Raw genomic sequence first — 20,046 nt, forward strand, 5'->3', positions numbered from 1 at the left:
AGTTGAGGGGGAAGGAAAACATGCGCATTTTGCATACGGGGGATTGGCATCTTGGCCGCACTTTGGAGGGGCGGAGCCGGCTGGCCGAACAGGAGCAATTCCTCGACGAGCTGGTGCTGATGGCGGACCGTCAGCAGGCGGACATCATCCTGATGGCCGGCGATGTCTATGACAGTGTGAACCCGCCCGCCGCGGCCGAGCGGTTGTTCTATGAAGCGGCGGCCCGATTGACGGAGAAGGGCCGGCAGCTTGTGGTCATTTCCGGGAACCACGACCAGCCGGAACGGGTGTCGGCCGCCGCTCCGCTCGTCGCCGGCCGGGGCATCTCGCTCATCGGCCTGCCTACGGCGGAAACGGTGCGGGTTCCGGTGCCGAGGACCAGTGAAACCGCGATGATCGCCGCGCTGCCTTATCCGTCGGAGTCCCGGCTGGCCGAGCTGCTGGCCGGCGACGGGGACGAGACCGAGCTGCGATTGGCCTACAGCGCCAAAGTCGGCAAACTGATGCGGCAGCTTGCGGGAGCTTTCCGCAAGGATACGGTCAATTTGGCGATGAGTCACATTTATGTGCTGGGCGGCGTGGAATCCGACTCCGAACGGCCGATCCAGGTCGGCGGCGCCTACACTGTCGATCCTTCCGCTCTGGATACCGGTGCGCAGTATACGGCGCTGGGCCACCTGCACCGGCCGCAAGCGGTTAAAGGAAGCGGCTTGATCCGGTACAGCGGTTCCCCGCTGTCCTACAGTTTTTCGGAAGCGGGACAAGCCAAATCGGTGATGCAGCTGGATGTGGCCCCGGGGGGGACGCCGCAACTGGAGGAGCTGTTTTTGAGCAGCGGGAAACCGCTGGTCCATTGGAGCTGTCGTGGCGGGCTGGAGGAAGCATGGCGATTCCTCGAGGAAGGACGGGACCGCCATGCGTTCATCGATCTGGAGATCCATCTGACCGAGGCGATGTCCATGGGCGAGATTCAAAAGCTGCGCAAGGCGCATGAAGGGATCGTTCATATTCGCCCGATCTATCCGGGCCGGGAATCGGAGGAGGAGACGGCTTCGCGCTCCCAAATGCCGGTTCACGAGCTGTTCCGGAAATTTTATCAGCGGCAGAGCGGCGGGGCGGAGCCGGAGGACGAGCTGGTGGAGCTGTTTATGTCCTTGATCGCCGACGACGAGGAAGCCCGCGAAGGGGAGGCGGACGAATGAAGCCGATCAGTCTGAAATTGTCGGGATTGCAAAGCTATCGGGAAATGCAGGAAATCGATTTTACCGCCCTCTGCGATACCGGGCTGTTCGGGATTTTCGGGCCTACGGGCAGCGGGAAATCCACGCTGCTGGACGCCATTACCCTGGCGATGTACGGCAAAGTGGGCCGGGCATCCGGCGGGACCCAGGGCATCATGAACCATTCCGAGGACGCTCTGTTCGTCGCCTTTACCTTTGAGCTGATGAGTGCCAAAGGGGCGGAACGGTACCGGGTGGAGCGCCGTTTTAAGCGTCAGGGCGAGCTTTCCGTGAGCAATACGATCAGCCGCTTCATCGAGATTACCCCGGAAGGGGAAAGGGTGCTGGCCGATAAGCTCGCCGAGGTCACGCGGCAGGTGGAGGAGAAAATCGGGTTGAAAATGGACGATTTCACCCGGGCGGTCGTTCTGCCGCAAGGGAAATTCGCCGAGTTTCTGTCGCTGAAAGGCGTGGACCGCAGGCAGATGCTGCAGCGGCTCTTTCACCTGGAAAAGTACGGGGACCTGCTGGCTCAAAAGCTCAGCAAGCAGGTCAAGGAGACGGAGCAGCGCTTGAAGCAGCTGGCGGCCGAGCAGCAGGGGCTGGGTGACGCCTCGGAAGAGGCGCTGCAAGGAGCCCAAGCCGCCCTTCAGTCGGCCGCCGAGCTGGCCGAGGCTCGCCGGCGGGAGCTCGGCGAAGCCCAGCATAGGGCGGCTGAGCTGGCCAAGGTGCGCGAGCTCAGCCGGGAGCGGGCCGAGCGCGCCGCTCTTTTGGCGGCGCTGCGCGAGCGGGACGCGGCGGTCCGCGAGCAGGAGACGCGCCTGGCGCGGGCACAGGCCGCGGAAACGCTCAGGCCGGTGCTCACGGCCTGGAAGGCGGCGCGGCGGCAGGCGGAGGAACGTGGGGCCGCCGCCGCCCGCGCCGCGGAGGCGGCCGCCGCTGGGCAGGCCGCCGCTGCCCGGGCCGCCGCCGAAGCGGAGGCGGCCGCGGGGGCGCTCAGCAGGGACGAGCCGGCCCTGCTGCTGCGCCTGGATCAGCTGGAGCAAGCGCGTCTGCTCCAGCGCGAGTGCGATGCGCTGGCCGCGGAGCTGCGGGAGCTTGCGGCCTCCCGCGAGCAGGGGGCGAGCCGGCGCCGGGCGGCCGCGGAGGAGCTGCACAAGGAGGAGCAGCTCCTCGCGAAAGCGAAGCAGCGCCAGCAAGAGCTGGAGGCGCAGCTTAAGGAATGCGAAGTCAAGCCGGCGGAGCGCCAGAACATCCAGTCCGCCGTTCTGCTCAAGCAGCACCTCGAGCGGTGCCTGCAGGAAGCGGAACGGGCGATGCGGGAGGAGAGCCGTCAGCGTGAAAAAGCGGAGCAGGCGGAGCAGACGCTCGCCCGGATGCTGACCCGCGAACGGGACGCGCTGGAGCTCGGGCGGAAGCTTGCCGAAACGGCGGCGGAATGCCTGGGCCGGCTGCAGACCCTGGAAGCGGAAGGCGCCGCCTTGGAAGCGCAAGCCCGGCGGATGGAGACGTCGATGCGCCTTCTGTTGAAACAGAGGGAGGAGGAGGCGTGGTCCCGCCGGTTGGCGGAGCGGCTGCGCGACGGAGAGCCTTGTCCGGTTTGCGGTTCCCTGCACCATCCGGGCGCGGTTGACGAGGCTGCATCCGGAGAGCCGAACTCCGGGGAGGAGCAACTGAACGAGCTGTCCGCCGTTTTGTCCGGCATGCGCGACTGGCGTCACGCCCTTTCCAGGGACGCGGACCAGTGCCGCACTCAGCTGGAACTGTTGGACGCTGCGGAGAGCTTAAGCCCTATGGCGGGGGCGGTACGCCGGGAGGCGGCGGCCGCGGCGGAGGCGCTGAAGGAGCCGGAGGAGCCGATATCCGTCGACGCGTCGGATGTTGCCTCTGTATTAGCACAGGTACATGAGCTCCGCCAGAGACAAGCGCAGCTGCGACCGGTGCTTGACGATCTCCAGCGTGAAGTGCGCGACGTCAAAGGGCAGCAGCGCGAAATCCAGGCCGGTTTGGCGGCCGCCAGAGCGGAGGCCGCGGCGGCCCGGGAGCTGCTGGAGCAGATGGCATTAAAAAGCGCCGGCGCTCGTGCGGAACTGGAAAGCAAGCGAAGCGACTGGGCCCGGGAGTTCGGCGGAATGACTCCGGAAGAGGCGGAGAGACTCCGCCTGGACCTGGACGAAAAGGACCGCCGGAGCGAAGACGTCAAGCAGCGGTTAGCCGTCAGCATCCCGTTTATCGAGGAAAAAACGGCCAGAATCGCCGAGCTCGGACGGGACTTGAACGAACGGGACAAACTCCTGCTTCAGTGGGAGGTTCAGGAGCAAGGCAAAGCTTCGCTGTATCAGGAGAAGCACGAGCGTCTCATTTCCTGGATCGGGGAAGCTCCGCTCGAAGCGGCCGTGGCCGAAGCCGGGCAGAAACTGGAAGGGCTGCGCACGGCAGTGGAGCGGAGCCGGAGATCGCAGGCGGAATCCGAAGCCGTGCATCGGGACACCGCGCAGGCCGACGCTTTGGCCCGTCAGGCGTTGACGGCCGCGGTGGAGCAAGAGAAGGAGTGGGAGGAACGCTGGCGCAGCGAGCTGTCCTCCTCTCCATTTCAGGCGGAGGAAGAAGTCCGCGAGGCGTTTTTGGAACCGGCGCAGACCGAAGGATTGGCCGAACGCATCCGCGTTCACCGGGAACAGGAGCGCGAGCATGAAATCGGGCTGAAAGAACTGGATGCCAAGCTCGGCGGCAGGATCGTCACCGAAGCCGAGTGGGAAGCGTGCAGTCAAGCCTTGGAGCAGTCCAGGGCGCAGGATGAGGCGGCGCTTCAGGCTAAAGCCAGAGCCGAAAGGGATTTGGAGGATCTGGAGCGCAGGCACCTTCGTTGGAAGGAACTCGAGGACAAACGGCTTCAGTTGGAGCACAGGTTCGGGCTGCTCGGCAAACTTCAGTCGTCCCTGCGCGGCAACGCCTTCGTCGAATATGTGGCGGAGGAACAGCTCATGAGCGTCAGCCGTGCGGCATCCGGGCGGCTTCGCTCCCTCACCAAGCAGCGCTATGCTTTGGAGACGGACTCCGGCGGCGGATTCGTCATCTGCGATGATGCCAACGGCGGGGTCAAGCGTCCGGTGTCCACGCTCTCGGGGGGAGAGACTTTCCTGACCTCACTGGCTTTGGCCTTGGCGTTATCGGCGCAAATTCAGCTGCGGGGCCAGTATCCGCTGCAATTTTTCTTTCTGGACGAAGGTTTCGGGACCCTTGATCCCGAGCTTTTGGATACGGTGATTACCTCGCTCGAGCATCTGCACCACGATCATCTGGCCGTGGGGATCATCACTCACGTCACCGAGCTGCGCGCCCGCCTGGCCCGCAAGCTGGTCGTTATCCCTGCGGAAAGCGGAGGGGCGGGCTCCAAAATCATGCTGGAGCAAATGTAAAAAAATAGTGGGAGGGTGATGCGAATCACAGATACAGTATCACCCTGCTGTTATACTACAGTTAGCCGACATCAATTTTGATAAGCACCCCGGCGGACGTATTGGTAACAGAGAGATGGAGACTCCTTATTTCGGTCCAATACGTCCGTGCGAAACGCGAACTCGCTGAGTGAGCAGGGTGCTTCTTTTTTTTGCCATTTTCCGGTATGATAGGTTTTGCGAGGTATATAGATAGCCCAAGTTAAAATTCAGGAGGGTTTTAAGATGGATAACTGTTTGTTTTGCAAAATTGCGGAAGGTTCCATTCCTTCGAATAAAGTGTACGAAGACGAGCGGTTCCTGGTGTTTCACGACATTCAGCCGGCCGCTCCGACGCATGTGCTGATTATTCCGAAGAAACATATCGCCACGATGAACGATGCCGAGGGAGAGGATTTTGCCCTCATCGGAGAGATGCACCGGGTGGCCCAAGAGGCGGCCAAGAAGCTGGGCGTCGCGGAGAGCGGTTACCGTTTGATCAACAATTGCGGCTCGGACAGCGGACAGGCCGTTTACCATATCCACTACCATCTGCTCGGCGGAACGCGGCTTGGGGCGCTGGTGGCGAATTCGGATTCGCACACCTGATCGGCGCGTTTTTTCTTCCATATATTAAATTTAGGGTACCCAGGTTGACACCCTATTTATTTTTCCCCTATAATGAAATTTGATGAACCGTGTTATGCTCTTGGACGGTCTGGTCGGAGGGAGGGAAAACTGGTGTCTGAAACTAAAGTTCGCAAAAACGAGACAATTGATGCTGCACTTCGTCGCTTTAAACGTTCCATCGCTAAAGATGGCGTATTGGCTGAGGTGAAGAAACGCAAGCATTATGAAAAGCCAAGCGTAAAGCGCAAGAAAAAGTCTGAGGCTGCTCGTAAAAGAAAGTTTTAGGAGGATTTGGCTACCATGAGTCTTAGCGAGCGATTGAACGAAGATATGAAGCAAGCGATGAAGAGTCAAGACAAGTTCAAACTCTCCACCATTCGAATGGTTCGTGCTACGATTAAGAATCTTGAAATAGATTTGAAAAGACCTTTGAACGATAATGAAGTGCTTGATATCCTAAGTCGTGAAATCAAACAGCGCAAAGATGCCCTCCAAGAATTTGAAAAAGCGGGTCGAGACGATCTTGCCGCAGGTGTCAGAGCGGAAGCCGAGATTATTGCCGAGTACCTTCCCGAACAGCTGAGCGAAGAAGAAATTAAAGTTATTGTACAGCAGACCATCCAGGAAACCGGTGCTACTTCGAAAGCTGAAATCGGGAAAGTGATGAGCGCGCTTATGCCCAAGGTCAAAGGCCGGGCGGATGGCAAACTCGTAAATCAGGCAGTGCAACAGCTTTTGCCATAGTTAAGCCAAAGTAAACACTCTCTACTTCTGTAGAGGGTGTTTTTTCTGTTTCTCATAAATCCGTGACCTTCCGCATAGGGTGTAGAGTAGGGGAAGGAGGATTGCCTCATATGAGCCGGTTTGTCCGCAAAATTCGCAAATGGACGGTCGATGCGCTCGACCTGCCGAGTGATCTCGTATTCGATTTGCCTAGGCTCACCTTGATCGGAGGTAAGCAATTATACATAGAAAATCACCGGGGCGTCGTGCATTTTTCCCCCGAATCCTTGCAGCTGGAGCTTAGCCAAGGCACGCTGGAGGTCGAAGGCAGCGGACTGGTGATCAGGGAAATCATGCCGCAGGAAGTCGTCATCGAAGGGCGGATCCACGGCATTAAATATCGCGGAATGGAGGAATCCTAGTGAAATCACCGGTATTTTCCCAATTGCGGGGAGCCGTGGGCGTGCTGGTCCGCGGCGGTTCGATCGAACGGCTTATTAACGAGCTGGCGGGACAGGGCATTGAGATTTGGGATTTGCAGCCTTTGCCGGACGGAAGCATGAAGATGACGATGCACGTGGCGGACTTTTTTCGGCTGCGTCCGCTGCTCCGCCGGACAGGCTGCCGGGTCCGCGTGCAGCATCGTTCGGGGCTGCCTTTTGCCCTCCTCCGATTATGGGGACGAAAATGGTTCGTCTTCGGATTTGCCCTATTCATCGCCGTCATATTCAGCCTGTCGCAGCTGGTATGGGATATCGAAGTAAACGGAAATGTCGAAATTCCGGAGGAAGATGTTCTAAAAATCGCCCGGGAAGAGGGGCTGTATCCGTTTCAATGGATTTTCGCCTTGCCGCGGCAGGACAAGCTCTCGGCCGAATTGAACCGGAAGCTGCCGGGGACGTCATGGGTCGGCGTGTCCCGGACCGGGACGCGGGTATCGATCCAGATTGTCGAAGCGACGCAGCCGAAGGAGAAAAAGCTGATGAGCCCGAGGCACTTGATCAGCACGGCCGACGCGGTGATCACGTATATTTATGCGGAGAAAGGGCAGCCCGAAGTAAAGAAAAACGACCGCGTCAAGAAAGGCCAAATTTTGATCTCCGGCTTCCAGGGCGGAGGACAGGTTGTTTCCAAAGGGGAAGTAAAGGGTAATGTCTGGCACGAATATCGGATCGAAGTACCGTTGGTTCGCAAGCAACGGGTATATACCGGCGAAAAGAAGGAGCAAGGATATCTTTACTTCGGAAATACGGCGATTCAGCTCTCCGGCTACGGCAGGACCCCCTTCGAACACTATCAGGTGATGACGGAATTCAATCCGTTGACCTGGAGAAGCTTTAAGCTGCCGATCGGCTGGATGAGCGAAAAAGTGCTGGAAACGACCGAACTCGAAATCAAGCTTTCGAAAGATAAGGCGATTCGTGACGGAATTGAGCGGGCGAAAAGGGATATCGTGGCAAAAAACGGGGCGGATAGCGTTGTTTTGAGTCAAAAAATTTTGCATGAGAAGACAGACAATGGTAAAGTTTATATGAAAGTGCTTTTTGAAGTGGAGCAAAATATAGCGGAAGAACTTCCCATAGTACATGACCAAGGAGAATGAGGCTATTTGTCAGAACAACAACAGAACATAAAAATATCGCTTCAAAACGCCGGTGAGGGGCTGGCCTTGTTCGGTCCTCAGGACGCCTTTTTGAAACTGGTGGAGGAGCATTTTAAAGCGGGCGTCGTCCTGAGAGAGTCGGAGATCACGATCCGCGGCGAAGCTTATGAAGTGGAGCGCGCCCAGCAATTGTTCGAGGTGCTGCTGCAACTGGTGCGCAACGGGTATATTCTTACTGAAAGAGATGTTCTTTATGCGATCGATCTCGCGAAGGAGCTTCGCGCCGATCAATTGCTTGATTTATATAAAGGCGAGATTGCGGTGACCTATCGCGGTAAACCGCTTCGGGTCAAGACGATCGGCCAGAAGCATTACGTCACGACGATTCGTAAGCGCGACATCGTGTTTGGTGTCGGGCCCGCCGGAACGGGGAAAACTTATCTGGCTGTCGTCATGGCGATCACGGCCTTGAAGGAAGGGGCGGTTAAACGGATCGTCCTAACCCGGCCCGCCGTCGAAGCGGGGGAGAGCCTCGGCTTCCTTCCGGGCGATTTGCAGGAAAAGGTGGATCCGTACTTGCGGCCGCTGTATGACGCCCTTTACGACGTGATGGGGCCGGAACAAACGGCCAAGGCGCTTGAGCGCGGGCTTATTGAAATCGCTCCGCTCGCCTATATGCGCGGACGGACGCTGGACGATTCTTTCATTATCCTGGACGAGGCGCAGAATACGACGCCCGAGCAAATGAAAATGTTTCTTACGCGGCTCGGATTCGGCTCAAAAATGGTGATCACCGGAGACGTTACGCAAATCGATTTGCCGAAAGGAAAGAAATCGGGCCTGGTGGAAGCCAGAAGGATACTTGAATCCGTAGAGGAAATCGGATTTGTCTATTTCGCGGATTCGGACGTGGTCCGGCATTCGCTCGTCCAAAAGATTATTGTAGCTTACGACCGTGCTGCTGAAAATCAGGGTTAATCCGGCCTCCGAACGTTCCGGCCGGCATCGCTGCCGATAGGCGCCCGGAGTTCTTCGCTGAAGTCCCGGGCCGTGCCGAATTCCGGAAACCAAAGCCTTTAAATTTTTCAGGAGGGCTGTCTTTATGACTTCAAAGAGCGATCAAGGAAAAAATAAATTTAATTCCACCACAGCGGGATGGAGGACCAGCGGGTCGGTCCGATACGTCCTGTATGTAGTGCTCGTAGCCATGCTTTATATAAGCATGGCTCCCAAACTTTTGCCGGAAACTTATGATATAGCCGTGGGGATGCCAAGCGATAAGGAAATTTTGGCGCCTATGGAGATCCCGGATACGAAAGCGACATTAAAGGCCCAGGAGGAAGCGGCCGAAAAAGTCGGGCAGGTTTACACCATTATTCCGCTCCGCAACGAGGCGCTGGTCGCCAATCTTCTGGACCGGATTTTTCGTTTGAACCAGGACGATCAAGTGGCGACGGCGGACAAGATCGATATTTACCGGGAAGAACTGCCGCAGCGCGTGAAGGATCATATCCAAAATTTCATCATGAATAACCGCAATTCGGACAACTATTCGCCGACGCTGTTTCAGGAAGTGACGCAGAAGGTCGATGAGCAGCAGTACCAGATTTCCGAGGAGACGTTCATCAAGATCCCGCGGCTCACGCCGGAGGATATTAATGAAATGAAGCCGGTTGCCGCGGACATCGTGGCCCGTCTCATGACCGATCAAATCGTGGATGCGCAAACGGCTCGGGCCAAAGTGGCCGAGATGGTCAGCACCAGCTCGCTCAGCAAACGCATTTCCCGGGAGGTCGTGCAGGAACTGGCTCGCTTATCTATCACGGCCAACAAGTTCTACGACGAGGAAGCGACGAAAGCCGCCAAGGTGGAGGCCCGGGAGAACACGCCGACCGTTTATATTAAGCAGGGCGACGTGCTTGTAAAAAAAGGCGAGAAAATTACCGAAGAAATGTACGCGCTGCTTGAAAAAAACGGATTGTTAAAGGATGAGGTCAACTATTGGCCCCAATTCGGACTTGTGCTGCTGTCGACGCTGATGACGATCGGGTTGATCATGTTTATGCGGCAATCGGAAGGCGTAAGCCGCTTCAAATATAACAACTCGCAGTTTGTCATGCTGCTTATGATCGTGCTGATTACGATCGTATCCATGCACATTACCGCGATTGTTCAAAACGAGCAGCGCGCCTATATCGGGTATCTCGCCCCGGTGGCGACGGGAGCCATGCTGATCACGCTGTTGATCGATCTGTCCTTGGCTTACATCTGCTCGATTCTGTTCAGCATCCTGGCCAGCGTGATTCTCAACGTGCACCAAGGACAGATTTTTGATTTTGAATTCGGCTTTTTCGCGCTTGTTATATCATTTGCGTCGATCTTTGCGATCCACCGGGCCAGCCAGCGTTCCACGCTGCTAAAAGCCGGCATCATGATCTGTTTGTTCGGATCGGCCGCGGTTTTCACCATGATTTTGCTGAATAATGACGGCTGGACGGAGTCAAGCACGCTGTACGCGATCGGGTTCGCGATTGTCGGCGGCCTGCTGACGACGATTCTCGTCATCGGGCTGATGCCGTTCTTTGAAGTGACCTTCGGCATACTGTCCGCCTTGAAGCTGGTGGAACTGTCCAACCCGAACCATCCGCTGCTGCGCAAGCTGCTGACGGAGACGCCGGGGACTTATCATCACAGCGTCATGGTCGGAAATTTGGCCGAAGCCGCCGCCGAAGCGATCGGCGCGGACGGCTTGCTATGCCGGGTCGGATCCTACTATCACGATATCGGCAAGACGAAGCGGCCCAGCTATTTTATCGAGAATCAGAACAATATGGAGAACCCGCATGATTTTATCGATCCTAAGCTCAGCAAATCGATTATTATAGCCCATGCCCGCGACGGGGTGGAGATGCAGAAAGAATACAAACTGCCGAAGCCGATCCGGGACATAGCGGAGCAGCATCACGGTACGACCTTCCTGCATTATTTCTACCACAAGGCGCTGGCCTTGGCGGAAGAACAGGGCGTCGAGCCGGATTTCACCGAGGATGATTTCCGGTATCCCGGTCCGAAGGCCCAATCGAAAGAGGCGGCGGTCGTCGGTATTGCGGACAGCGTGGAGGCGGCGGTCCGCTCGCTTCGTAAACCGACGGTGGAACAGGTTGAGACGATGATTGAGAAAATTATCAAAAGCCGGCTCGACGACCATCAGTTTAACGAGTGCGACCTGACGATGCGCGAGCTTGATCTGATCGCCCAGACGTTGAAAGAGACGGTGATGGGGATCTTCCATTCCCGGATCGAATACCCGGAGCAGATCAAGAAGACCAAAGGAAATGACGAGAAGGACAGGGGGATGGAAGCCAATGGCGCTCAATCTGGTTTGGAACAATGAACAGGATGTACTCGAGATCGGCGACGAGCTGATCGGACTGCTCGACCGGCTGCTGCAGAAGGCCGGAGAAGCAGAGGGAATTTCGGAAGGCGAAGTCGCGCTCACCTTTGTGAACGATGAAGCCATTCATGAATTGAACCGCGAGTACCGCGGTATTGACCGCCCGACGGATGTCCTATCCTTCGCTATGAACGAATCGCTGGAAGAAGAGCTGGACATCGTTTACGAGCTTGAAGAGGGGGAGGAACTGGACGAATTGGCGGACGTGCTCGGCGATATTGTTATTTCGGTGGAGCGCGCCCAAGCGCAAAGCGAGGAGTACGGCCACTCGCTGGAGCGGGAAATCGGGTTTCTGGTCGTGCACGGTTTTCTCCATCTGCTCGGCTACGACCACCAGGATACGGCGAGCGAGAAGGTTATGATGGATAAACAGGAAGCCGCGCTGGCTCAGGTCGGGCTCGTTCGGTAATGAAGCTGCGGCGAACATGGCGGGACGCCTTCCGAAACGCTTGGGATGGCGTTCTCGCTTCTCTGAAGACGGAGCGTAACCTGCGGTTCCATACGGCGGCAGCCATTGTCGTGATCCTTGCCGCGTTGTACTTTCACCTGCCGGCAAGGGATGTGGCGGTTCTGCTTCTGGTCATAGCCCTGGTCATCACGGCGGAAATGATCAATACCGCAATCGAAGTTGCAGTGGATCTGGCGGCTCCGGAATGGCATCGATTGGCCAAGTTGGCCAAGGATGCCGCGGCCGGAGCGGTTTTGGTCGCCGCGGCTTTTGCCGTCTTCATCGGGATTTTACTGTTCTATGAACCGGTCGGCAGAGCCTTCGGGTGGGTGTCGTAAGCGATACTGCCTATACTGCTCTGGGTCCCTGGAACGCTTCAAGATAAGGAGATGAAATCAATGACTCATAGTGAACTGCTTCAGGAAGCGATAAAAGCACGTACAAAAGCTTACATCCCCTATTCGGGGTTTGGGGTCGGGGCCGCTCTGCTGGATGAGAACGGACATGTCCACCACGGCTGCAACATAGAGAACGCCGCCTATGCGCCGACCAATTGCGCGGAGCGGACCGCGATGTTCCGGGCTGTCGCCGACGGGCTAAAGCCCGGGACGTTTCGGGCGATGGCTATCGTTGGCGACACCGACGAACCGATCGCCCCTTGCGGCGTATGCCGTCAGGTGATGCTGGAGCTGTGCGGACCGGATATGCCGGTCATCCTTGGAAACCTTAAGGGAGCGATCCGCGAGACGACCGTAGCCGAGCTGCTGCCCTTCTACTTCAGCTCGTCGGATCTGTAATCCTGGCGAATAAACGGAAAGGACTAACATCATGGCGAAAAATAAATTCAAATCCGGATTTGTCGCGATCGTAGGCCGGCCGAATGTCGGAAAGTCCACGCTCATGAATCAGATTATCGGTCAGAAAATCGCAATCATGTCGGACAAGCCGCAAACGACGCGAAACAAAATACACGGCGTATATACGTCCGAGGAAATGCAGGTCGTTTTTCTGGATACCCCGGGAATCCATAAACGGCAGTCCAAACTCGGCGATTATATGAACACAACGGCGCTCAACACGCTCGGCGAAGTCGAGGCCGTTTTATTCCTGGTCGATACCGCGGAAGGATTGGGCGGCGGAGACCGGTTCATCATCGAACGGCTGAAGGATGTTCGCACTCCGGTTATTTTGGTACTGAACAAAATAGACCGCATCCAGCCGGAGGAACTGCTACCGATCATTGAAGAATACCGCAAGCTTTATGATTTTGCGGAAATTGTGCCGATTTCGGCCAAGCTGGGAAATAACGTGAACACCCTGCTCGAACAAATCGGCAAGTATTTGCCGGAGGGTCCGCAATATTATCCCGAAGACCAGGTCACCGACCATCCCGAACAGTTCGTCTGCGCCGAGCTCATTCGTGAGAAAATCCTGCATCTGACTCGGGAAGAGGTTCCGCACTCGATCGCCGTGACGATCGAAGACATGAGAGTGGAAGAGAATGGGGTCGTCTACATTTCGGCGGTGATCTTTGTGGAACGGGATTCGCAAAAAGGCATTATCATCGGCAAGCAGGGCTCCCTCCTAAAAGAGGTCGGCAAGCTGGCCAGACAGGACATCGAAAATTTGCTCGGATCGAAGATTTTCCTGGAGTTATGGGTAAAAGTCAAGAAAGATTGGCGCAACCAGGAACGGATCTTGAAGGACCTCGGTTTTCACCGGGATGCTTAAAAGACGAATCAAGTTGTTTTATACTGGGAGTTATTGCAACGCATAGTTCGCCTCCGCCCGCACATCCTATTCTTTGAAGATGCACGCGTCATTTCCGAAGAAAGGATGAATACGAATGCGAGATTTTTCGTGGAAGTATTTTGCGATGACTGGAGATGTCGATGCTTACTTGCTTTATAAAGAAGCCAGCGGCAATCCCGACGAAGAGGTTGCGGCGGCGGAGGAACTGACCGTCGAGGAGGAGACGGCGGAACAGTTCTGAGGATGTTCATAACCGGCAACGGTTCTTGAACAGCGCTGTATTGAAACAGGTCGAGCTTGGGGGAAAAGACATGCTATACAGGGTGGAAGGAATCGTCATCCGCAGCATGGATTACGGCGAAGGGAACAAGATCATCACGTTGTGCACCGAAACCAGCGGAAAGATCGGGGTTTTGGTCCGCGGGGCGAAAAAAATCAAAAGCCGGCACGCGGCGATGACGCAGCTGTTCACCTACGGGGAATATGTGTTTTTCCGGCAGAACGGCGGACTCGGAACGCTGAATGCCGGGGAGTTGATCGATGCTCACGCCGCGCTGCGCGAGGACTTGTTTCTGGCGGCCTATGCGTCCTATGCTTGCGAGCTGTTAGACAAAACCTTGCAGGACGAAGAGGTGGGGAGCTTCTGGTTTACCCAGCTAAAGGCGTGTCTTGAAGGATTGTCGGCCGGTAAAGATCCGCAAATCGTGATCCATCTGTTCGAGATGAAAATACTGCAGGCGGCCGGTTACGGCCCGTCCTTCGAGGCGTGCATTTCCTGCGGCCGCACCGACGATCTTCTGGTCGTCAGTCCGCGCCTGGGGGGCAAACTTTGCCGTTCCTGCCGTCATCATGACCCGGCGGCGCTGCAAATATCGCCGGGCACATTTAAACTGCTGTCGCTGTTTGAAAAGATGGATCTGAGAAGGCTCGGAAACATCGAAGTCAAAGAGGCGACGAAACAAGAGCTAAAAACGGTCATGCGCCATTTTATGGACATGCAGCTCGGCCTTCGGCTTAAGTCGCGTCAATTTTTAGACCAATTGGACAAATACGAGATTTGACGAAGCTCGTAAAATCATATATTATAAATGAGAATTTCCCCCGTGATTCAGGTAAAATGGTTTATGGGGGAACTCATGTGTTGAACGGGAAAAGTAATGGGAACGACACCGCTGCAGCGAGCCGGGGACAGTGCAAGCCCGGACGGAAGGACTCATGAAACGGCGCCCCGGGAGCATGAGCCAACGTACGTGAAAAGCGGATTTGAGGTGCGGCATGTTATCCTGGATGCCCCCGCAAATCAAGTAGGGTGGAACCGCGGGAGCAAGCTCTCGTCCCTACGTCTGACAGCAGGCGTAGAGACGGGGGCTTTTTTTGCGTCCCGGTTCTTCCCGCTGAATTTGGCATACCAAGTGTAAAGGAGTTGTGGTTCATGAATTTTCAACAAATGATCTTGACCCTGCAGCAGTTCTGGTCGGAACAAAACTGCATCGTCGTACAACCGTACGATGTGGAAAAGGGCGCGGGCACGCTGAATCCGATGACCTTCCTCCGCTCCATCGGACCGGAGCCGTGGAACGTAGCTTACGTCGAACCTTCCCGCCGCCCGGCGGACGGCCGCTACGGGGAGAACCCGAACCGGCTGTACCAGCATCACCAGTTTCAGGTCATCCTGAAGCCTTCGCCGGACAATATTCAAGAAATATACCTGGAGAGCTTGAACCGGCTGGGGATCAATCCGCTGGAGCACGATATTCGCTTCGTGGAAGACAACTGGGAGCATCCGGGCCTTGGAGCTTGGGGACTTGGCTGGGAAGTTTGGCTCGACGGCATGGAGATTACGCAGTTTACGTATTTCCAACAAGTCGGGGGGATCGAAACGAATCCGGTCGCCGTGGAAATTACGTACGGGATGGAGCGTCTCGCTTCTTATATCCAGGACAAGGAAAATGTCTTTGATCTGGAATGGGTGGACGGGACCAGCTATGGTGATGTTTTCAAACAAGCCGAATATGAGCATTCGAAGTACACGTTCGAAATTTCCGATGTGAAAATGCTGTTCACCTTGTTCAACATGTACGAGCAGGAAGCGAACAAAGCGATGGAACAGCATCTCGTTTTCCCGGCCTATGATTATGTCCTGAAATGCTCCCACACCTTCAACCTGTTGGATGCCCGCGGAGCGATCAGCGTGACGGAACGGACGGGGTATATAACACGGGTGCGCAATCTCGCCCGTCAGGTAGCGGCAACCTACCTGGAAGAACGCGAAAAGCTCGGATTCCCGATGCTGCAGAAAGGGGGCGTTGTCCGTGGCTAAGGATCTTTTGTTCGAAATCGGCTTGGAAGAAATGCCGGCCCGCTTTATTCGCGCGGCCATGGAACAACTGAAGGAACGGATGGAGAAATGGCTGGAGGAATCCGTGATTCCTTACGACTCCATCGAGAGTTACGCCACGCCACGCCGTTTGGCGGTGCTTGTCAAAGGGGTAGCGGAGAAACAGGAAGACGTCCATGAAGAGGTGAAGGGGCCTTCCCGGAAAATCGCTTTGGACGAGAACGGCGCTTGGAGTAAAGCGGCGCTCGGTTTTGCCCGCAGTCAAGGCGTAGATCCCGAGCAATTCACGTTTAAGGAACTCGGCGGGACGGAATATATCTATGTCAGCAAGAGCCGGGCAGGGGTGGAAACGAAAACGATTGTGGCCGAAGGGCTGCAAGGGATTCTTCAGGCGATGAATTTTCCGAAAAATATGCGCTGGGGAAATCATGATTTCAAATTCGTCCGTCCGATCCGCTGGATGGTGGCCTTGTTCGGCCAGGAAATCGTCGAGCTTGAAATCGCCGGGGTTAAAGCCGGCAACGTAACGCGCGGCCACCGTTTCCTGGGACAGGAGACTGTGATCGGGGAGCCGTCCGCTTATTTGGAAACCCTGCGTGGGCAGCACGTCATCGCCGACGTCAATGAACGGGAAGAGATGATCAAACGCCAGATCAAAGCCTTGGCGGAAGAAAAGGGCTGGAATATCGCCGTGAAGGACGACCTGCTGGAAGAGGTGCTGTTCCTCGTGGAAACGCCGACCGTGTTGTTCGGCAAGTTCGAGGAGTCCTTCCTCCAAATCCCGCAGGAGGTTTTGATTACCTCCATGCGCGAGCATCAGCGCTATTTCCCTGTCTTGAACGACCAAGGGGAGCTGCTGTCATTCTTCGTCACGGTTCGTAACGGAGACGCTCGCTCTCTAGATATCATCGCGCGGGGGAATGAGAAGGTGCTGCGCGCCAGATTGTCCGACGCGAAGTTTTTCTATGAAGAGGATCAAAAGCTGGCGATTAAGGACGCGCTGTCGAAGCTCGAGAGCATCGTGTTCCACGAAGAGCTGGGGACTGTCGGCGACAAGGTCCGCCGTATCCGCCGCAACGCGGAGAAGCTCTCTTCCATGCTCGGCGTCGATACGGGCGAGGCGGAGGCGGTCAACCGCACGGCGGAAATTTGCAAATTCGACCTTGTTACGCAAATGGTCTACGAGTTCCCGGAATTGCAAGGGGTTATGGGCGAAGATTACGCCCGCAAAGCCGGGGAGCCGGAGGCGGTCGCCAAAGGCATCTTCGAACATTACCAACCGCGCTTCTCGGGAGACGCCGTGCCGGCATCGACCGTGGGAAGCATCGTCAGCATTGCCGACAAAATCGACACGATCGCCGGATGCTTCTCGATCGGCATTATTCCGACAGGCTCGCAGGACCCGTACGGTTTGCGCCGCCAGGCTGCGGGCATCGTGCAGATTATATTGGAGCACAAGCTGTCGCTCCGCCTGACGGACCTGTTCGTCATCGCTCTCGAAACACATCAGCAATTCCATGAGCTTAAACGCTCGGGCGATGAGATCATGAAGGACCTGATGGAGTTTTTCGGGCTGCGCGTCAGAAAAACCTTGTCCGACAGCTTGCGCTACGATGTGGTGGACGCCGTCATGGCGGCCGGATATGAGGATGTAGTATCCGTCGTATCGCGCGGGGCCGCTCTAATGGACGCCGTTAACGGGCAGGAGGATTTCAAAACGACGGTGGAATCGTTCGGCCGCGTCAGCAATCTGGCCGCCAAGGCGTCGGCCGTAAAAGTCCGCTCCGATCTGCTTGAGGATCCGGCGGAGAAAAGCCTGTACGACACATGGCGCAGCGTGAGCGGCGAATACCGCGATCTGCTCGCTGAACGCAACACCGTGGAAGCGCTGCGGAAGCTGGGTGAATTGAAGGAAGTCATCACCGTGTTTTTTGATGCGGTCATGGTTATGGCGGAAAATGAGGATATCCGGACCAACCGGCTGGCGCTGCTCGCCGCGATCGATGAGGATCTCAGGGCTTTCGCCGATTTCGGCAAGCTGGTTTGGGCATAATAGATGGAAGGAAGGGGGCGGGAGTCCATGCATACACGCATCGTCGTTGACGGAGACTCCTGTCCCGTAAAAGCGGAAATTTCGGAAACGGCGCGGCGCTTCGGCATCAAGGTACTCATGGTATCTTCATACGATCATGTGCTTCGCGAAAGCGAAGGCGTGGAGGTCGTCCAGGTGGACCGAAGCCAGCAAAGCGCCGATCTGTACATTGCCAATCATATTGCAAGCGGCGATATCGTCGTAACGCAGGACTATGGTCTGGCCGCGCTGGCCCTTGCCAAATCTTGCAAAACCATGTCTCCCCGGGGCGATATTTATCACCCGGGGAATATTGATTATTTGCTGGAACGCCGTCATTATCAGGCCAAGGCCCGGCGCGGAGGCCGCCATTCCAAAGGCCCGAAGCCTTTTACCGATGAGGACCGGACTCATTTTACCGAGGTATTGTTAAAACTTTTGCGAGATTTGCAGGAGAATAGGTAATTTTAGCGAATAACTATTTACGTGTTATGAAAGATGAAGGTGGTTTGGATGAATACCGGACGAGGCACAATCCCGGAGGAAGTCATCGAGGCGGTCTTACGGCAGCACGATATCGTCGATACGGTCGGCAAGCACGTTCATCTGACTAAACAGGGCAAATATATGAAGGGGCTCTGTCCGTTCCACTCCGAGAAGACCCCTTCCTTTACGGTGACGCCCGACCGACAAATTTTTCATTGTTACGGCTGCGGCAAAGGCGGCAACGCGATCAAGTTCCGTATGGAGATCGAAGGTCTAACCTTCCCGGAGGCAGTCCGGATGATGGCCGAGGAAGCCCATATCCCGTTTGAGTTCGGGGGCGGAGGCCAAGGAGCGGCACCTAGAAATCTTGAACTGGAACAACAGCTGCAAGCCAATGAGTGGAGCTCCAAGCTGTACCATTTTCTGCTGATGAATACCGAGCACGGAAAGCCCGCCATGGAGTACTTGAAGAATCGCGGTTTTACGGACAAAGCCATCGACACGTTCCAAATCGGTTATGCGCCGGCGCGCTGGGATACGCTGGTTCAATTTTTGGAGAAGCGTTCTTTTGATCTGGGAACGATGGAGAAGGGCGGTCTGATTTCCGCCAAGCAGGACAGAAGCGGCTACGTCGACCGTTTTCGGGATCGTATCATTTTTCCGCTGCATAATCGGAACGGCAAAGTGATCGGCTTCGCGGGGCGTGTTCTGGGGGAAGGTCAACCCAAGTACTTGAATTCCCCGGAAAGCAAATTGTTCAGCAAAAGCAGGACCCTGTACAATCTGCATCAGGCCAAGTCGGAGATCCGGAAGACCCGGCAATTTGTTCTTTTTGAGGGATACGGGGATGTAATCAGCGCTTGGGAGGCGGGAGTTCACAACGGGGTAGCCACGATGGGGACGGCCTTGACCGAGAGCCATGCCTCGATGATGAGGGGGCTGGCCGATGAGGTGATCGTGTGCTATGACGGGGACAATGCCGGACAAGCCGCGGCTTTGAAGAGCATCCCGATATTGGAAGCGATCGGCTTTATGACGAAGATCGCCCTATTGCCCGAAGGTCTGGATCCGGACGAATTTATCCGGAAATACGGCGGCGAGCGTTTCAGGCATCGGATCCTGGACGGGGCTGTTTCATCCGTCAAATTTAAGCTTATATATCTGAAAAAAAACCATATACTGCTAGAGGAAGACGGAAAGGTGGCCTACATCAAGGAAGCGCTGGAAGTGATCGCACCTCTGTCGTCGCCTACGGAGCGGGAGATTTACTTAAAGGAATTGTCCTCCGATCTACAGGTTTCCTTCGACAGCTTGAAGCAGGAATGCAACGAATTACGCCAAGCGATGCAAAAAAAGAACCCGCCCGGGGATAATAAGACCAAAAGGTGGAATAATGGTAGGCATAAAAAGGGGCAGGCATCGATGCCGGTTTTATTGCCCGCTTATCATGTTGCGGAACGAAGGCTGCTTTCCTTTATGCTTCAGGATGACGAGGTTGCCCGTTATGTCGGGGAACGGCTCGGGGACCATTTTAATATCGAAGATCATGCGGCGATCGCTGCTTATCTATACGCCTATTATGCACAGGGGAAAGCCCCGGATGCGAGCAGGTTCATTTCATCGCTGCAGGATGAACGGCTGGAGCAGACCGTCATTTCCATCGCCATGATGGAGACGCCTCAGGAATGGAGCACGCAGGAGCTCGATGATTGTATAAGAGAGATTCAAAAAGTACCTCTCCAGCAACAAATCAAGCGCAAAAAAGAAGAAATGGTTGCGGCCGAGAAAGCCGGCGATTTTTTGCGTGCGGCCCAAATTGCAAGTGAGATTATAGCCCTAGAGAGACAGTAAAAGGAAGGACTTTCGATGTTTCTAGGGAGGAGG

20 protein-coding genes are annotated in these 20,046 nt (G+C 56.0%); all 20 read left to right on the top strand.

The features are described 5' to 3' along the window. The first annotated feature begins 20 nt into the window (after positions 1-20). The 20 genes from LBW89_RS08155 to dnaG all read left to right on the top strand — a co-directional run bounded on the left by LBW89_RS08155 (position 21) and on the right by dnaG (position 20,013). Positions 21-1,202: an exonuclease SbcCD subunit D gene (locus LBW89_RS08155; RefSeq protein ID WP_148451544.1), complete on the top strand. Its 1,182-nt coding sequence runs from the start codon at positions 21-23 to the stop codon at positions 1,200-1,202. Beyond that, positions 1,199-4,639, top strand: coding sequence for an AAA family ATPase (locus LBW89_RS08160; RefSeq protein ID WP_225038937.1), 3,441 nt, complete (start codon positions 1,199-1,201; stop codon positions 4,637-4,639). The genes LBW89_RS08155 and LBW89_RS08160 overlap by 4 nt, the downstream gene beginning before the upstream one ends. A 264-nt stretch (positions 4,640-4,903) precedes the next feature. Continuing rightward, on the top strand, positions 4,904-5,266 hold the full coding sequence (locus LBW89_RS08165; RefSeq protein WP_225038938.1) for a histidine triad nucleotide-binding protein: 363 nt from the start codon (positions 4,904-4,906) through the stop codon (positions 5,264-5,266). Between the two features lie 132 nt (positions 5,267-5,398). Further along, complete coding sequence (rpsU, locus tag LBW89_RS08170; protein WP_005547957.1) at positions 5,399-5,572, top strand: 30S ribosomal protein S21; 174 nt, start codon at positions 5,399-5,401, stop codon at positions 5,570-5,572. A gap of 15 nt (positions 5,573-5,587) precedes the next feature. Beyond that, entirely contained in the window at positions 5,588-6,031 is a 444-nt protein-coding gene (locus tag LBW89_RS08175; RefSeq protein ID WP_148451547.1) for a GatB/YqeY domain-containing protein, read from the top strand. A 110-nt stretch (positions 6,032-6,141) separates the two neighbouring features. Then, positions 6,142-6,432, top strand: coding sequence for a sporulation protein YqfC (gene yqfC, locus LBW89_RS08180; protein WP_148451548.1), 291 nt, complete (start codon positions 6,142-6,144; stop codon positions 6,430-6,432). After that, positions 6,432-7,613 carry a sporulation protein YqfD gene (gene yqfD / locus LBW89_RS08185; protein WP_225038939.1) on the top strand — a complete coding sequence of 394 codons (1,182 nt, stop codon included), beginning with the start codon at positions 6,432-6,434 and terminating at the stop codon, positions 7,611-7,613. The genes yqfC and yqfD overlap by 1 nt, the downstream gene beginning before the upstream one ends. A gap of 6 nt (positions 7,614-7,619) precedes the next feature. After that, a complete protein-coding gene (locus LBW89_RS08190; protein ID WP_148451550.1) occupies positions 7,620-8,591 on the top strand; it encodes a PhoH family protein in 972 nt (323 codons plus the stop codon). A gap of 124 nt (positions 8,592-8,715) precedes the next feature. Then, positions 8,716-11,007 (top strand): HD family phosphohydrolase, encoded by a 2,292-nt coding sequence (locus LBW89_RS08195; RefSeq protein WP_148451551.1) that lies wholly within the window; start codon positions 8,716-8,718, stop codon positions 11,005-11,007. Further along, positions 10,979-11,476 carry an rRNA maturation RNase YbeY gene (gene ybeY, locus LBW89_RS08200; RefSeq protein ID WP_148451552.1) on the top strand — a complete coding sequence of 166 codons (498 nt, stop codon included), beginning with the start codon at positions 10,979-10,981 and terminating at the stop codon, positions 11,474-11,476. Before LBW89_RS08195 ends, ybeY begins: the two co-directional genes overlap by 29 nt. Then, the gene (locus LBW89_RS08205; RefSeq protein WP_225038940.1) at positions 11,476-11,853 is read left to right on the top strand and encodes a diacylglycerol kinase; all 378 of its coding nucleotides are present in this window, start codon (positions 11,476-11,478) and stop codon (positions 11,851-11,853) included. Before ybeY ends, LBW89_RS08205 begins: the two co-directional genes overlap by 1 nt. Before the next feature lie 51 nt (positions 11,854-11,904). Then, complete coding sequence (locus LBW89_RS08210; protein ID WP_263639080.1) at positions 11,905-12,312, top strand: cytidine deaminase; 408 nt, start codon at positions 11,905-11,907, stop codon at positions 12,310-12,312. Between the two features lie 31 nt (positions 12,313-12,343). After that, complete coding sequence (era, locus tag LBW89_RS08215) at positions 12,344-13,246, top strand: GTPase Era (protein WP_148451555.1); 903 nt, start codon at positions 12,344-12,346, stop codon at positions 13,244-13,246. 115 nt (positions 13,247-13,361) lie between these two features. Continuing rightward, positions 13,362-13,508 (top strand): YqzL family protein, encoded by a 147-nt coding sequence (locus LBW89_RS08220; RefSeq protein WP_148451556.1) that lies wholly within the window; start codon positions 13,362-13,364, stop codon positions 13,506-13,508. Positions 13,509-13,578: 70 nt separating this feature from the next. Further along, positions 13,579-14,328 carry a DNA repair protein RecO gene (gene recO / locus LBW89_RS08225; RefSeq protein ID WP_148451557.1) on the top strand — a complete coding sequence of 250 codons (750 nt, stop codon included), beginning with the start codon at positions 13,579-13,581 and terminating at the stop codon, positions 14,326-14,328. A 96-nt stretch (positions 14,329-14,424) separates the two neighbouring features. Next, positions 14,425-14,685 carry a hypothetical protein gene (locus tag LBW89_RS08230; protein ID WP_148451558.1) on the top strand — a complete coding sequence of 87 codons (261 nt, stop codon included), beginning with the start codon at positions 14,425-14,427 and terminating at the stop codon, positions 14,683-14,685. 14 nt (positions 14,686-14,699) lie between these two features. Beyond that, on the top strand, positions 14,700-15,587 hold the full coding sequence (gene glyQ, locus LBW89_RS08235) for a glycine--tRNA ligase subunit alpha (RefSeq protein ID WP_148451559.1): 888 nt from the start codon (positions 14,700-14,702) through the stop codon (positions 15,585-15,587). Beyond that, the gene (gene glyS, locus LBW89_RS08240) at positions 15,580-17,658 is read left to right on the top strand and encodes a glycine--tRNA ligase subunit beta (protein ID WP_225038942.1); all 2,079 of its coding nucleotides are present in this window, start codon (positions 15,580-15,582) and stop codon (positions 17,656-17,658) included. The genes glyQ and glyS overlap by 8 nt, the downstream gene beginning before the upstream one ends. A gap of 27 nt (positions 17,659-17,685) precedes the next feature. Continuing rightward, on the top strand, positions 17,686-18,141 hold the full coding sequence (locus LBW89_RS08245; protein WP_148451561.1) for a YaiI/YqxD family protein: 456 nt from the start codon (positions 17,686-17,688) through the stop codon (positions 18,139-18,141). A 48-nt stretch (positions 18,142-18,189) separates the two neighbouring features. Then, positions 18,190-20,013 carry a DNA primase gene (gene dnaG / locus LBW89_RS08250; protein WP_148451562.1) on the top strand — a complete coding sequence of 608 codons (1,824 nt, stop codon included), beginning with the start codon at positions 18,190-18,192 and terminating at the stop codon, positions 20,011-20,013. Positions 20,014-20,046: the final 33 nt, after the last annotated feature.

It is taken from the genome of Paenibacillus sp. alder61 (genome assembly GCF_020179875.1).
Lineage (GTDB): Bacteria > Bacillota > Bacilli > Paenibacillales > Paenibacillaceae > Fontibacillus > Fontibacillus faecis.

Excerpts from the sequence above, each read along its gene's own strand:
- LBW89_RS08155 (WP_148451544.1), top strand. The coding sequence starts at position 21 with ATGCGCATTTTGCATACGGGGGATTGGCATCTTGGCCGCACTTTGGAG.
- LBW89_RS08160 (WP_225038937.1), top strand. The coding sequence starts at position 1,199 with ATGAAGCCGATCAGTCTGAAATTGTCGGGATTGCAAAGCTATCGGGAA.
- LBW89_RS08165 (WP_225038938.1), top strand. The coding sequence starts at position 4,904 with ATGGATAACTGTTTGTTTTGCAAAATTGCGGAAGGTTCCATTCCTTCG.
- LBW89_RS08175 (WP_148451547.1), top strand. The coding sequence starts at position 5,588 with ATGAGTCTTAGCGAGCGATTGAACGAAGATATGAAGCAAGCGATGAAG.
- yqfC (WP_148451548.1), top strand. The coding sequence starts at position 6,142 with ATGAGCCGGTTTGTCCGCAAAATTCGCAAATGGACGGTCGATGCGCTC.
- LBW89_RS08195 (WP_148451551.1), top strand. The coding sequence starts at position 8,716 with ATGACTTCAAAGAGCGATCAAGGAAAAAATAAATTTAATTCCACCACA.
- ybeY (WP_148451552.1), top strand. The coding sequence starts at position 10,979 with ATGGCGCTCAATCTGGTTTGGAACAATGAACAGGATGTACTCGAGATC.
- LBW89_RS08205 (WP_225038940.1), top strand. The coding sequence starts at position 11,476 with ATGAAGCTGCGGCGAACATGGCGGGACGCCTTCCGAAACGCTTGGGAT.
- LBW89_RS08210 (WP_263639080.1), top strand. The coding sequence starts at position 11,905 with ATGAAATCAATGACTCATAGTGAACTGCTTCAGGAAGCGATAAAAGCA.
- era (WP_148451555.1), top strand. The coding sequence starts at position 12,344 with ATGGCGAAAAATAAATTCAAATCCGGATTTGTCGCGATCGTAGGCCGG.
- LBW89_RS08220 (WP_148451556.1), top strand. The coding sequence starts at position 13,362 with ATGCGAGATTTTTCGTGGAAGTATTTTGCGATGACTGGAGATGTCGAT.
- recO (WP_148451557.1), top strand. The coding sequence starts at position 13,579 with ATGCTATACAGGGTGGAAGGAATCGTCATCCGCAGCATGGATTACGGC.
- LBW89_RS08230 (WP_148451558.1), top strand. The coding sequence starts at position 14,425 with ATGGGAACGACACCGCTGCAGCGAGCCGGGGACAGTGCAAGCCCGGAC.
- glyQ (WP_148451559.1), top strand. The coding sequence starts at position 14,700 with ATGAATTTTCAACAAATGATCTTGACCCTGCAGCAGTTCTGGTCGGAA.
- LBW89_RS08245 (WP_148451561.1), top strand. The coding sequence starts at position 17,686 with ATGCATACACGCATCGTCGTTGACGGAGACTCCTGTCCCGTAAAAGCG.
- dnaG (WP_148451562.1), top strand. The coding sequence starts at position 18,190 with ATGAATACCGGACGAGGCACAATCCCGGAGGAAGTCATCGAGGCGGTC.